13 protein-coding genes are annotated in these 13,910 nt (G+C 60.4%); 6 read left to right on the forward strand and 7 right to left on the reverse strand.

All coding sequences use genetic code 11. The features are described from left to right. Positions 1–64: 64 nt before the first annotated feature. From ACI77D_RS23260 to ACI77D_RS23275, 4 genes are all read right to left on the reverse strand, one after another. Positions 65–844, reverse strand: a complete 780-nt coding sequence (locus ACI77D_RS23260) for an ABC transporter permease (RefSeq protein WP_064451655.1) — start codon at positions 842–844, stop codon at positions 65–67. Then, positions 841–1,773 (reverse strand): ABC transporter ATP-binding protein, encoded by a 933-nt coding sequence (locus ACI77D_RS23265; RefSeq protein WP_064451654.1) that lies wholly within the window; start codon positions 1,771–1,773, stop codon positions 841–843. The genes ACI77D_RS23260 and ACI77D_RS23265 overlap by 4 nt, the downstream gene beginning before the upstream one ends. Positions 1,774–1,907: 134 nt before the next feature. After that, complete coding sequence (locus tag ACI77D_RS23270) at positions 1,908–2,525, reverse strand: glutathione S-transferase family protein (protein ID WP_407017578.1); 618 nt, start codon at positions 2,523–2,525, stop codon at positions 1,908–1,910. Positions 2,526–2,581: 56 nt separating this feature from the next. After that, positions 2,582–3,241 (reverse strand): transglutaminase family protein, encoded by a 660-nt coding sequence (locus ACI77D_RS23275; RefSeq protein WP_064451652.1) that lies wholly within the window; start codon positions 3,239–3,241, stop codon positions 2,582–2,584. 190 nt (positions 3,242–3,431) lie between these two features. Here ACI77D_RS23275 and ACI77D_RS23280 point away from each other — a divergent pair, with 190 nt between their 5' ends. Together ACI77D_RS23280 and ACI77D_RS23285 are read left to right on the forward strand one after the other, a co-directional pair. Further along, positions 3,432–5,879: an acyl-CoA dehydrogenase gene (locus tag ACI77D_RS23280; RefSeq protein ID WP_064451651.1), complete on the forward strand. Its 2,448-nt coding sequence runs from the start codon at positions 3,432–3,434 to the stop codon at positions 5,877–5,879. Positions 5,880–5,954: 75 nt separating this feature from the next. Then, positions 5,955–6,362, forward strand: coding sequence for a PA2817 family protein (locus ACI77D_RS23285; protein WP_064451650.1), 408 nt, complete (start codon positions 5,955–5,957; stop codon positions 6,360–6,362). A 127-nt stretch (positions 6,363–6,489) separates the two neighbouring features. Here the strand turns inward: ACI77D_RS23285 and ACI77D_RS23290 are convergent, their stop codons facing one another. After that, complete coding sequence (locus ACI77D_RS23290) at positions 6,490–7,422, reverse strand: LysR family transcriptional regulator (RefSeq protein WP_407017579.1); 933 nt, start codon at positions 7,420–7,422, stop codon at positions 6,490–6,492. Positions 7,423–7,511: 89 nt separating this feature from the next. Between ACI77D_RS23290 and ACI77D_RS23295 the strand changes: the two genes are divergently transcribed. After that, positions 7,512–8,138, forward strand: coding sequence for an alanyl-tRNA editing protein (locus ACI77D_RS23295; protein ID WP_407017580.1), 627 nt, complete (start codon positions 7,512–7,514; stop codon positions 8,136–8,138). Here the strand turns inward: ACI77D_RS23295 and ACI77D_RS23300 are convergent. Beyond that, complete coding sequence (locus tag ACI77D_RS23300) at positions 8,135–9,709, reverse strand: alkaline phosphatase (RefSeq protein WP_262667449.1); 1,575 nt, start codon at positions 9,707–9,709, stop codon at positions 8,135–8,137. The two genes, ACI77D_RS23295 and ACI77D_RS23300, sit on opposite strands and share 4 nt — an antisense overlap. Continuing rightward, complete coding sequence (locus ACI77D_RS23305; RefSeq protein ID WP_064451647.1) at positions 9,706–10,260, reverse strand: GNAT family N-acetyltransferase; 555 nt, start codon at positions 10,258–10,260, stop codon at positions 9,706–9,708. Before ACI77D_RS23305 ends, ACI77D_RS23300 begins: the two co-directional genes overlap by 4 nt. Positions 10,261–10,450: 190 nt before the next feature. Between ACI77D_RS23305 and ACI77D_RS23310 the strand changes: the two genes are divergently transcribed. Genes ACI77D_RS23310 through ACI77D_RS23320 form a run of 3 tightly spaced genes read left to right on the forward strand, consistent with a single transcriptional unit; the run spans position 10,451 to position 13,902 of the window. Further along, entirely contained in the window at positions 10,451–10,858 is a 408-nt protein-coding gene (locus ACI77D_RS23310; RefSeq protein ID WP_064451646.1) for a biopolymer transporter ExbD, read from the forward strand. A gap of 2 nt (positions 10,859–10,860) precedes the next feature. Beyond that, positions 10,861–11,595, forward strand: a complete 735-nt coding sequence (locus tag ACI77D_RS23315) for an energy transducer TonB (protein ID WP_407017581.1) — start codon at positions 10,861–10,863, stop codon at positions 11,593–11,595. 24 nt (positions 11,596–11,619) lie between these two features. Beyond that, complete coding sequence (locus ACI77D_RS23320; protein ID WP_064451644.1) at positions 11,620–13,902, forward strand: TonB-dependent receptor; 2,283 nt, start codon at positions 11,620–11,622, stop codon at positions 13,900–13,902. Positions 13,903–13,910: the final 8 nt, after the last annotated feature.

Raw genomic sequence — 13,910 nt, forward strand, 5'->3', positions numbered from 1 at the left:
GACTGACCCACTGCCATCGGGAGCAAGCCCCCTCCCATATTTTTTATCCGTGTGTGATCGCAGCTTACGTACGCATCCCGCGCCCGCTCACCAGCAACCGCGCACAACTGACATACAGCACCACGGTGGCCACCAGCATGAAGGTGATCGCCACGCTGATCTTGATATCCGATACGCCCAGGATGCCGTAGCGGAAGGCGTTGACCATGTGCAACACCGGGTTGGCCAGCGACACGGTCTGCCAGAACGGCGGCAGCAAGGTGATGGAGTAGAACACCCCGCCCAGATAGGTCAGCGGCGTCAGCACGAACGTCGGGATAATCGAAATATCATCGAAATTGCGCGCAAATACGGCGTTGATAAACCCCAGCAGCGAGAAGATCGTCGCCGTCAGTACGACCACCAGCAGGGTGACCCCAAGGTGATGCACCTGCAGGTGGGTGAAGAACAATGACAGCAAGGTCACGATCACGCCGACCATCAAGCCACGCAGCACGCCACCCAGGGTGTAGCCGATCAGAATGGTGTGGGGCGACACCGGCGACACCATCAGTTCTTCGATGGAGCGCTGGAACTTGCTGCCGAAGAAACTGGAGACCACATTGCCGTAGGAGTTGGTGATCACCGACATCATGATCAGGCCCGGCACGATGTACTCCATGTACGTGAAGCCACCCATGTCGCCGATCTGGCGGCCGATCAGGTTACCGAAGATCACGAAGTACAGGACCATGGTGATCGCCGGCGGCAGCAGCGTCTGCGGCCAGATCCGGGTAAAGCGCTTCACCTCGCGGTAAACGATGGTCTGCAGCGCGACAATGTTGGGTTGCAGTTCGGAACTCATACCGCCACCTTCGCCAGATTTTTCTCCACCAGGGACACGAACAACTCCTCAAGGCGATTGGTTTTATTACGCAGGCTCAGCACTTCAATGTTCTGGGCCGCCAACTGGGTGAACAGCGCAGTGATGCCCATGGCCTTGTCCACCTGGACTTCCAGGGTGTGGTCGTCCACCAGGCGGCTCGGGTAGCCGAGCAGTTGCGGCGCCACCGACAGGTTGTTTTTCAGGTCAAGCAGGAAGGTTTCCACATGCAACTGGCCCAGCAGGTTACGCATGCTGGTGTTCTCGACGATGGTGCCGTGGTCGATGATGCCGATGTTGCGGCACAGTTGCTCAGCCTCTTCCAGATAATGGGTGGTGAGGATGATGGTGATGCCCTTCTCGTTCAGCTCGGTGAGGAAGGCCCACATCGATCGACGCAGTTCAATGTCCACGCCCGCGGTCGGCTCATCGAGGATCAGCAGGCGCGGCTCATGCACCAGCGCGCGGGCGATCATCAGGCGGCGCTTCATGCCACCGGACAACGAGCGCGAAGGCACGTCACGCTTGTCCCACAGGCCCAGCTGAGTGAGGTACTGCTCGGCGCGTTCCTTGGCGATTTTAGCCGGGATGCCGTAGTAGCCAGCCTGAGTTACAACGATGTCGAAGGTCTTTTCGAACTGGTTGAAGTTGAACTCCTGGGGCACCACGCCGATGGAACGTTTGAGCGCCGCCGGGGATTTGTCCAGGTCATGCCCAAAAATATTCACCGTGCCGCTGGTCTTGTTGACCAGGGTCGAGAGGATACCAATGGTGGTGGATTTGCCGGCACCGTTGGGGCCGAGCAAGGCGAAGAAGTCACCTTCGGCAACGTCCAGATCGATACCACTCAGGGCCTGGAAACCGTTGCCGTAGGTTTTGGTTAGCTGCCGGATGGACAGAGCGGAACTCATATCGGAATACGCACCAAAGAAGGGAATAGAAAGAATAGATGAGGGCGCGGCCCAGGTAGTTCAACGGCGGCGCATGACAGGCATGGTGCTTGCCTGCGCCGCACAAGTACAGTCACCCGTATTAATAGTAGGTATTAAGTCAACGCAGTCATCACGGCTTTGCGGTAGGCCGGGCGTTCCTTAAGGCGCTGGTACCAGGCCTCTAGATGGGGCATTGCAGGCCGCTCGATGGGCATTTCAAACCAGGCGTAGATAAAGCTGCCCAAGGGGATGTCGCCCATGCCGATCGCATTGCCCGACAGGTAAGGTTGCGTCGCCAGCGTTTTGTCCACGGTGCTCAAGGCATCGATACAGGCCTGGCGCCCGGCATTGATGCTGTCCCAGTTCTGCTTTTCTGCGGGAGTGCGCAGGATGCCCCAGAACACGGCCTTGAACGGCTCAGCGAGGGTCGAAGTGGTCCAGTCCATCCATTTTTCGGCATTGGCCCGCGCTTTCAGGTCGCTCGGGTACCAGCTCGACGCCTGCTTGGCGCAGAGGTAACGCACGATGGTGTTGGACTCCCACAGCACAAAGTCGCCATCTTCGATCATCGGCACCCGGCCATTGGGGTTCAACGCTCGGTATTGCGGCGTGTCGACCACACCAAAAGCCCCGCCCGCATCAATCGCTTCATATTCCAGGCCGAGTTCCTCGGCGCACCAGAGTGCTTTCCTGACGTTTGATGAATTTTTACGACCCCAGATTTTCAGCATGACCGCGCCTTATCGTGAATGAACATGGCTTGATGAACGCAGCAGCATACGCCGCTTCACGCGCGGCTTAAATCGGAGTGCATGTCAGCCAACACGATCGGCATATCCTCGGCAAACAGGTGCGGGTAACACTGCTGAATATGAGCGAAGAAAAACGCCTCGGGCACGTCGGAAAACTGCCCGTGGTCCAGCACATATTCCATCGAGCGCTGCCCCTGACGATTGAACGCGTGAAACACACTGTCGTTGATGCCATCGAATTCCAGCGGTGGCACATCGAACACGTCGCACAGTTGCTGATTAAACGCCGGCGTAGCCTTGACCCAACGGCCGCGCAGGTAAAACTCTGTATAGCCGTGCATGGCGAACACATCACTTTTGAGCAACGCGATCAGGCGTGGCGTCGACAGGTGATTGCGCACGTCCGCCAGACCGATGCGCGCCGGTATACCGCAGTGACGGGCACAGGCGGCAAGCAAGGTGGCCTTGGGCACACAGTAACTTTCACCGGCCGCCAAGGCGAAGCTGGCGCGCAAGGTGCCTGGGTCGCGGCTGAAGGTGTAAGGGTTGTAGCGAATCGCCTCACGTACGGCGTAATAAAGACTGACTGCCTGGTCACGTAAATCCGCACTGGGACCACGGTGTTTTTCGGCGAACTCCACCACCGCAGGGTGGTCACTATCGATGAAGCGGCTGGGATTCAGGTACGTATCCATGAGCTTTATCTCCGAAGGAAGCCTGGAGTGTAACGACAGGTCTGCCGTGGAGATAACGACGATTCGGCCAAATGTCGGCGCCTGGTGATGGTGCTCCCAGTACAACTAGTTACACCCTGATCACCGCGCTTTTTCGGATGCCGACTAAGCTCCATGGTGGTTTCGCCCCTGGTTTCACGGAGGATTGAATATGCTGTTGTTGTGGATACTGGTTCTGGTGGTCGGCATTGCCTACCTGGCACACCGCCGCACCGCGCCCCTGCCCGCCCTGGGCGTGGTCGCCGTTTACCTGTTGGCGATGGGCGCCTGGAGCCACGCACCGGGTTGGCTGCTGCTGATCTTCTGGGTGTTGACCGCCGTCGTCGCCGTGCCCTTGCTGCTGCCCGACCTGCGCCGCCAATACTTCACCAAGCCGCTGTTCAGCTGGTTTCAGAAAGTCCTGCCGCCGATGTCCGAGACCGAGCGCGACGCGATTGATGCCGGCACCGTGTGGTGGGACGGCGAACTGTTCAGCGGTCGCCCCGACTGGGACAAGTTGCTGGCCTACCCCAAGGCGCAACTGACCGAAGAAGAGCAGGCGTTCATCGACGGCCCCACCGAAGAGCTCTGTGCGATGGTCAGCGACTGGGAGATCGGCCAGGCCATGGACCTGCCGCCCGCCGCCTGGGAACACATCAAGACCCATGGCTTCTTCGCGCTGATCATTCCCAAGGAATACGGCGGCAAGGGTTTCTCTGCCTACGCCCACTCCCAGGTTGCAATGAAACTCGCCACCCGCAGCGGCGACCTGGCATCCACCGTAATGGTGCCCAACTCCCTCGGCCCGGCCGAACTGCTGCTGCATTACGGCACCGATGAGCAGCGCAACCACTACCTGCCCCGCCTGGCCCGTGGCGATGATATCCCGTGCTTTGCGCTGACTGGCCCACTGGCCGGCTCCGACGCCGGCGCCATGCCCGACACCGGCGTGATCTGCAAAGGTGAATGGGAAGGCCAGGAAACCCTCGGCCTGCGCCTGAACTGGGAAAAACGCTACATCACCCTCGGCCCGGTGGCGACGTTGCTCGGCCTGGCCTTCAAGGCCCATGACCCGGATCACCTGCTGGGCGACAAAGAAGACCTGGGCATCAGCCTGGCGCTGATCCCGACCGACACCCCCGGCGTGGAAATCGGGCGTCGTCACCTGCCCTTGGGCGCCGCCTTCATGAACGGCCCCAACTCGGGCAAAGACGTGTTCATCCCCCTGGAATTCCTCATCGGTGGCCAGGAAATGCTCGGCAAGGGCTGGATGATGTTGATGAACTGCCTGTCGGTGGGCCGCTCGATCTCCCTGCCCGCTGTCGGCACCGGCGCTGCCAAGTTCACCAGCCTGGTGACGGGGCAATATGCCCAGGTGCGTGAACAGTTCAACGTACCGCTGTCGGCCTTCGAAGGTATTCAGGAAGCCCTTGCGCGCATCGGCGGCAACGCCTGGCTGATGGACAGTGCGCGCATGCTCACCGCCAACGCCGTGGACTTGGGGGAGAAACCCTCGGTGCTGTCGGCGATCCTCAAATACCACCTCACCGAACGCGGCCGCGAGTGCATCAGCCACGCCATGGATGTACACGGCGGCAAGGGCATCATCATGGGCCCGAACAACTACCTGGGTCGCAACTGGCAAGGCGCGCCGATCTTCATCACCGTGGAAGGCGCGAATATCCTCTCGCGCAACCTGATGATCTTTGGTCAGGGCGCGATTCGCTGCCATCCGTTCGTGCTCAAGGAAATGGCCCTGGCCGGTCGTGAAGACCATGACCAGGCGCTGAAGGAATTCGATGGCCTGCTGATGCAACATATCGGTTTTGCCGTGAGCAATGCCGCCAGCACGCTGGTGCTGAACCTGGGCGTTGGCCACTTTGAGAAAGCCCCGGGCAACCGCTTGAGCCAGGGATACTTCCGCGCGCTGAACCGTCAGGCCGCAGCATTCGCCCTGCTCGCCGACCTGAGCATGATGTTGCTGGGCGGTGAATTGAAACGACGCGAACGCCTGTCGGCGCGCCTGGGCGATGTACTGAGCCATATGTACCTGGCGTCGGCGGCGCTCAAGCGTTATCACGACCTGGATTCGCCGGACCATCTGGAGCCGCTATTCGCCTGGGCCATGGAAGAAAGCCTCGGCGAGTCGGAGCGTGCGCTGGATGAACTGCTGAGCAACTTCCCGAACAAGGTGCTCGGCTGCCTGCTGAGGGTTATCGTGTTCCCGTTCGGGCGTCGTCATACCGGGCCGTCCGATGCACTGGACGCCGAAGTGGCTGCGGTGATCGGTCGCGCCAAAGGCGACCCGACCCTCGAGGAGTTGCTGGCCGGCTGCTATCGCCCGCAATCGGCGGAAGATCCTGTCGGCGCCCTGCAACATGCCTACGACCTGCTCGGCGCCAGCCATCCGCTGCAGAAAAAACTGCATGCCGCGTTGAAAAGCGGCCAGGTCAAACCGACTGCCGGCGAGCATGCCATCGATGCCGCCCTGCACGCCGGGGTGCTGCAACCGGCCGAAGCGCAAACCCTGCGCGATGCCGAAGCAGCGCGGCGCAAGGTGATCGACGTGGATGATTTCAGCAAGGAAGAGCTGACCCAGGCTGAGGGTAAGGTCCGCTGATACCAGCGGTCATATAAAAACGGGCGCGAGAGGCATATACTCTCGCGCCCGTTTTTGCTTTAGAGGACTTATCTCGTGTCCAACGTCGTTGCCGATCATCTCGTCTTGCTCGACCACTTGCGCAGCATCCTGGTTGCCGTCGGCGAAGCCGAACAGGTGCCCGAGGAAAGCCACACTTTGTTCATGGAGCGTTTCGACGAGTTGCGCGCCCTGCTGCCGATCGATCCGATCGAAAGCCAATACCTGGGCCAGGACCTGATGAGCCAGGTCATCCTGCGCTACCCGCAAATTGCCCACCTGGTGCCGCGCGACCTGCTGTGGTTCTTCGGTGGTGACTGCCTGCACTTCATGCCGGACGACGAACTGGACCTTTACCAGGCCCTGGAAGAACGTCGCTTTGAAGCCGAACAGAACGACGAACCGTTCGACTGGAACCAGGAAAAGCAGCTGCTGGCGATGCCGCAAGACCAGAGCACCCACTGATCTCGGCTGACACACTGTTTTTCTGTGGAAGCTGGCTTGCCTGCGATGCAGGCGACTCGGTTGGTCATTCAAACCGAGGCGATGTCATCGCAGGCAAGCCAGCTCCCACACAAGCCAGCACCCGCCACTACCGTCGGCGCAATGTCGGCTCACGCGCCATACACTCCACCAGATAATCAATAAACACCCGTAGCTTCGGCGGCAGATACCGTGTGGGCGAATGCAGCAACCACGCCTCGCCATGGTAGGACGCAATAAAATCCCACTCCGGTAATACCTGCACCAAACGCCCCTCTTCCAAAGCATGGCGCGCGGTGAAATACGGCAAACTGCCAACCCCCACATGCTGCAACACCGCATCCAGCCGCACCCCGGTGTGGTTCGCCGCATACCGCCCGCGCACGCCCACCGTCACCGCCTTGCCACCCTGGCGGAATTTCCAGCGTGAATCGCCCGGTGTTTCACCGAGGTAGATGCAACTGTGCTCCAGCAAGTCATGGGGATGGCCTGGCGTGCCATGCTCGGCCAGGTACTGCGGCGTCGCACACAGCAAGTGTTCAATGGGCAACAACTGGCGGCCGACCAATCCGGGCGGTGGGCTATCGGTGATGCGGATGCTCAGGTCGACATTGTCGTCGATCAGGTCGACATGCTGATCCTCAAGGATCAGCTGTACATCGACCTTGGGATAGCGCCGCAAGAACTCCGGCATATGCGGGTGCACCACAAACCGCCCGACGGCCTTGGGTACGCTGACACGCACCAGGCCCTCGGCTTCATGGGTGAACTGGCCGCTGACTTCCATCACCGAACGCGCCGCGTTGACCATCTCCTGGCAGCGCTTGAACACCTCTTCACCGCCCTCACTCAAGCGTAACTTGCGTGTGGTGCGTTGCAGCAAGCGCGTGGCCAGGGCTTGCTCCAGGCGCGAGATACTGCGACTTACCGCCGAGGGTGAAACGCTCAGTTGCCGCGCGGCTTCGGAAAAGCTGCCGGTTTCCACCACTTTGACGAAAATCGCCATTTCACCCAGCAACGGCAAAGGAAGATTGATGCTCATCACGCACAGGTCCATTGATATTTGAATGGATTATCACTCATCAGCGCACTATTTATACTGCCCGCAGAACCTTGATGCGGATGTAGATAATGACCGAGCGCCTGTTTTTTACCCACGACCACCTGACGGCCGAGCTTGAAGTGCTGAGTTGTACCCCGCACGAAGGCCAGTTTGCCGTCACGTTGCAATCAACGATTTTTCATCCTCAAGGTGGCGGGCAACCGTTTGACACCGGCTGGCTCGGCGACAGCCAGGTCGTGCGTGTCACCCAGGAAGCCGACCGCGTGCTGCATTATGTCAGCCAGCCCGTGGAACTCGGCCCGATCACCGCGCGGGTCGATGCGCAACGCCGCTCCCTTTACACGCGCCTGCACTCCGCTGGGCACTTGATTGGCAATGCCGGTGAAAGCCTGGGCTGGATGCCGATCAAGGCTCATCACTGGCCGGGCGAATGCAAAATCACCTTTATCCGCGGGCAAGCGGCGCAGGCCATAGACGCCGAGACGCTCCAGGCTCAAATCAACCAATGGATCGCCGCTGACTACCCGCGCCACATGGTCCTGGAAGACGGCACCCGTGAAGTGGGCTTTGGCGAATTGCCCTCCTACGCCTGTGGCGGTACACATGTGCAGGCCTTGAGCGAGTTGGGCCAGGTGACGATCCTCGGCCTGTCGGAGAAAAAAGGCGCGCTGTCAGTGCGCTATAGCCTGGATTAAAGCGCAATCGCCCCCGGCCGACCCGGCTCCACCACAAACGACTTAAGCGTCGACACGGTGGCCTGTGGGTCACGCGGGTCGGTAATCACGCGAAAGTGGGTGAGCATGCTCGAAGCCTCCAGCTCCACCGACACATAGCCGCGTTGTCGACTGTCGAAGAACTTTACATGCGGGTTGAGCGGCAGGATCTGGCTGAACGCCTCAAAGGGCGGGCCATCGGAGGTCACTGAGCTGCCGACGAATTCGGTGGCCACAATCTGCGAGTCCGGGTTGTTGGCGTCGGCATGCAGGTCGGTGGTCCAGAACGAATGGATATCACCGCCCCAGAACACCGGGTTCTTCACCTGATGACGCTCGATGGACGCCAGCATGCGTGAGCGGTTCGCCATGTAGCCGTCCCAGCCGTCTGTCCAGTGGCCCATCTGGTGGCTGGTCAAATCGCGCTGGATCAGTGGCGCTACCAGCAAGTCCTGAGCGATCACATTCCACTGCGCCTTCGACTGCGCAAACCCCTGGTCAAGCCAGGTTTCCTGCTGCCAGCCGAGCATCGTGCGACGGGGGTCGCGCAGGTCGGCGCAGGTGTTGGCAGCAATGTGCCCCTGATGACTGCCATTGGCCTGGATGCAGGGTTGTTCGGAGCGGTACTGTCGGCCATCCAACACATGGAAACGCGCCAGCCGTCCGTAGTCCAGGCGTCGGTAAACGCGCATGTCCGGACCTTTGGGCAGGCTGCTGGCGCGCAGCGGCATGTGTTCGTAAAAGGCCTGGTACGCCGCAGCCCGTTGCTGGAGAAATTGCGTTACTGGAATCTTCGGGTCCTGGGACCAACGGTCGGCGTAGTCGTTCTGCACCTCGTGATCATCCCAGGTCGCCACGCTCGGCGCTGCGGCGTGCAGGGCCTGCAAGTCCGGGTCGGTTTTGTACAGCGCATAACGGTTGCGGTAGTCGCTCAAGCTCACGGCATTACCGCTGCCATGGGGGCGAATGATCTTGCCTGAGTCCGCAGCAAGGGAACTGTCGTAGATGTAGTCGCCAAGGAAAAACACCAGGTCGGGTTGCTCCGCCGCCAAGTGGCGATAAGCACTGAAGTAACCGCGTTCCCAATGCGAGCAGGAGACAAACCCCAGCCGTGCCGACGCCATGGCCTGCAGCGGCGGCGTCGTGCGCGCCTGGCCCACCGCGCTCTGTGCGCCGAGGCCTTCGAACTGGTACCAATACGGCCTGCCCGCCTCCAGCCCCGCCACCTCGACATGCACCGAATGGGCGAAATGTTCGGTTGCCATGACCTCACCCTGTTTCACGATGCGCTGCATCGCCGCATCGCTGGCCACCCGCCAACGCACCGGCACGGCGCGGCTCAAGCCACCCCGCCCATCCGCTGCGTTAAACCACGGTGCCAGGCGCGTCCAGATCACAAAGCCATCCGGCAGCGGGTCACCGGATGCCACGCCAAGGGTAAACGGATAATCAACCCCAGCACTGCGCGCAAAGGGGCTGAGAATCGAAAACGCGGTGGCGATGGCAAAACCACTGAGTACCCGCCGCCGATCATGGTCCACTGCACCAGTCACACTCGGCGCTCCCAGTCACCGCGTACGGTGGCGAAGCCGAGCAAGTCCTCATACACGCCGTTCTTGAGAAACGCTTGGCGCATACAGCCCTCATAACGCAGGCCGATTTTCTCCATGACCCGCGCCGATTCCTTATTGCGGCCAAAACACTGGCTGCCCACCCGCTGCAACCCCAGTTCGGCAAACCCGAAATCCATCACCGCGCTCGCCGCTTCAGCCGCATAACCCTGGTTGCGACAGTGCGCCGCCACCCAGCCACCCAACTGCCCATAGTGATGACGAGGGTTAAGTCGCAGGCTGACGATGCCGATCAACACACCGGTTTCACGTACATGCATACCCAGGCTCAACAACTCACCCGCGCGGTATTTTTCGGCGTTCCCGGCAATAAACCCCTGCGCCGTTTCCAGGGTGTAGGGCGACGGGATATTCGCCGTGTTGTCGGCGATTTTCGGCCCGTTGGCGAGGTGGAACAGTGTCTCGGCCTGATCCATTTCCAGCGCCCGCAATAGGAGCCGCGGTGTGGATATATGAGGCAATGCAGTGAACATACGAGCGGGCTCTCGAGATAAATTCTTCAAGGATGTACGCCCTTCGTGTCAATTTCATTACGTCATAAAACTGCAAGGTTAAACGCCTGTAAGACGCGTCCTAGAGCCTTTAAAACGTAAATTAATGTTAACCATTCGGTCATTTTTGACTGTTAGCGTGTCGCCCCTAATTCAATTACGGGGTAACAGAATGAGAACCTGGGATGAGCCCAAGAAACGCAAGGCGCACATTGAGTTGATCCCAATGATCGACGTGATGATGTTCCTCCTGGTGTTTTTCGTACTGGTGAGCTTGAACGTGATTCCGGCACTCGGCATGAAGACTCAATTGCCCAGCGCGAGCAGCTCACAACAACTCAAGCCGCAGAACAAATTCATCCTGACCCTGGGTCTGGAAGGCCAGTTGCAGCTCGACGGCAAGGACCTCGCGGTCGACGCTCTGGTGCCGGCACTGAAGGCGGCAGAAAAGCCTGATACCAAATCGACAATTATCGTCAACAGCGACAAAGGTGTGGAGGTTTCGCGCCTGGTGGAAGTCATGGACACCCTGCGCCTGGGTGGCTTTACCTCCGTGTCCATCGCCACGCGTAAGTCCTGATCATGTATGTACTGTTTCGTACGCGTCGGCTGCTGGGCAGTGTCCCGGCCCTGATCGCCCTGGTGCTGATTGCACTGGGTATCCAGTCCCAACCCCTGAAAATCCAGCCGCAGTACGACGAGTCGGCGGTTGAACTGGCCTTGGTCGAGCCGGAGCCCGAAGTGGTCCCCGAACCCGTGGTGGAGCAAGAGCCGCCACCGCCGGTCATCGAGGATGAAGAGGCCGAACCGGCCCCGCCGCCGCCACCGCCCAAGCCATTGCCAAAACCTGAACCCAAGCCCAAGCCGATCCCCAAGCCCAAGCCCGTCGTTGCTGCCAAGCCAACACCCACGCCGACGCCGGCACCTGCGGTTGCGGCGAAGCCGGTACAGGCTGCCGTCGCACCGACGCCTGCCCCGCCCGCCCCGCCGGCGCCGCCCAAAGTGGATGGCCTGGCGCTGGAAGGCGGCTACCTCAAGGGGTTGCGCAACGAACTGGACACTTACAAGCAATACCCCACCGGGCGCCAGGCGTCCCTCGAACGCCCCAGTGGCGAGGTGGTGGTCTGGTTGATGGTGGATCGACAAGGCCGCGTCCTGGACGCCGGGATTCAGACCCCGGCGCCCAGCATGCTGCTCAATCGGGCCGCTACCAATAGCCTGCGCCGCATCAAGCAGGTCAAACCGTTCCCCGAACAAGCCTTCGGTGGACGTAACGAGCAACGCTTCACCGCCACCTTCAACTACAGCGTGCAATAAGCACCCGACACCAGGACGACAGTGATGAGGTTCACCCGCATTCATCTGGCACTCGTTGCCGCTACGAGCATGACCCACGGAGTGGTCATGGCAGATACCAGCGACAGTGACGTCGGCACGATTGGAGTACAGGGCAAGGCAACCGCGGGGGGCGGTTACATGGTCCAGGAAGAGAGCGCCAAGGGCCGCTCGACCATCACCAAGGAAGCGTTGGACAAACAGACTGCCACCGGCAACGCCATCGACAAGCTCAAGTACACGCCGGGGCTGAACATCTCCAGCGAGGACAACACCGGCCTTTCGGGCTTTCGCTTCACCATGCGCGGGATGAACTCCGACCAGGTGGGTATGTCGGTCGATGGCATGCCGATCAACGACTCCGGCAACTACGCGCTGTATTCCAACCTGCTGGGCGACCCGGAAAACATCGACCAGATTTTTGTTACCCAGGGCTCATCGGAAGCCGACGGCCCGCACATCGGCTCCAGCGGCGGCAACATCGGTATCGTGACGATTCGTCCGACCAAGGAAACCGGAGCCTTCGTCAAACAGGTGGTGGGCAGCAACGCCACCCGCAAGACGTTTGCCCGACTCAACACCGGTGAAGTCAACGGCCTGAGCAACTGGCTGTCGGCCTCCCATACCGAAGGCCAGATGTGGCGCGGCTCGGGTGCCGTACGGGCCGACAAGGTGGAGTGGAACAGCTTCTTCGACGCCGGCAACGGCAACACGGCCAACCTGATCCTCAAATACCACGAGCAAGACAACAACAGTTACAGCCAGTTGACCAAGGCGCAGTTCCAGCAATACGGCCGCAAATACGACCCGTACCCGGCGACGCCGGCGGTGGGCTCCAACGGCAAAGTCAGCAGCTACTACGACCTGGCGCAGAACCCGTTCCAGACCTTTACCGCCGTCCTCAACACCCAATACAAGTTGCGCGACAACCTGTCCCTCTCGGTGATCCCGTATTACTACTACGGCAACGGCAGCGGCGTAGGCTCCTCCGCCTATGCGCTGAACAGCAGCTCGAACAAGGGTGGCGTTTTCGACCTCGGCAACCTGCCGACGGCGGCTCAATACAACGCCGACGGCTCCGCCACCACAGGCGTCTACTACCGTCCTTCGCGCACTCAGACCTGGCGCCCGGGCATCACCACCAAACTGAACTGGGACCTGGGCGACCACAGCCTGCAATTCGGCTACTGGTACGAACGCGCCCGCCAAAGCCAGACCCAACCGTTCATTGCCCTCAAGAACAGCGGCAAGCCAAGCGACACCTGGCCGGACGGCAGTTCCGTGGTCGATGCGAACGGCAACACCGTACAAGGTCGCGACCGCTACACCGTGACGCCTGCGCAAAAAGTCTGGACCCAGGACACCTGGTACATCAACTCGGACTGGACGCTGATCGCTGGCATTGCCTACATGAACGTCGAGCGTGAAGGCACCAACCACGGCAGCCTCACCGAACAACCGGGCAAAGCCAACCAGACCTACAACAAGTTGCTGCCCAACGCCGGCCTCAAATACCAGCTCGACGAGCGTGACCAGTTGTTCTACAGCCTGTCGCGCAACATGCGTATTCCGCAGAACTACGTGCTGTACGACAAAGGCGTCGGCTCCCTTGACGCCAAGCCGGAACTGAGCTGGAACCAGGAACTGGGCTGGCGCTACACCGGCGAAGACACCACCCTCGCCGCCACCCTGTTCTATATGCAGTTCAAGAATCGCCAGCTCACCTCCCTGGACAGCAACGGTGATTCGGCCGACATCAACGCCGGCACCGTCATCAACAAAGGCCTGGAACTGGAGTGGAGCGGCAAGCTGCCCAACCACTTCAACTACTACACGTCCTACACCTACACCAGCTCCAAGCAGCAGGATGACCTGACCGTCTTCAACGCCGGCAAGCCCATCGTGCTGCCCACCAGCGGCAAGCAGTTCGCCAACGTGCCGACCAACATGCTGGCGGCCAACCTCGGCTATGACGACGGGCGCTTCTACGGCACGTTCGGCGGCAAGTTCACCAGCAAGCTCTACGGCGACCTGACCAACGACGAAGCCATTTCCGCGCGCACCATTTTCAACCTCGGCGCCGGTATCTACCTGCCGGTCGACAAGAAAGTGGTCAAGGACGCAACCCTGCGCCTGAACGTCGACAACCTGTTCGACAAGAAGTACCTAGACGGCGTGTACACCACCAAGACCAACTCGGCGACCTACAGCGGTTTCCGCGATGGCGACCCGGCTTACATCGTGGGCCTGGACCGTACCGTCACGGTTTCCCTGGAAGCGAATTTCTGATTATTCAC

This window comes from Pseudomonas sp. O39 (genome assembly GCF_045447295.1).
GTDB lineage: Bacteria > Pseudomonadota > Gammaproteobacteria > Pseudomonadales > Pseudomonadaceae > Aquipseudomonas > Aquipseudomonas antarctica_A.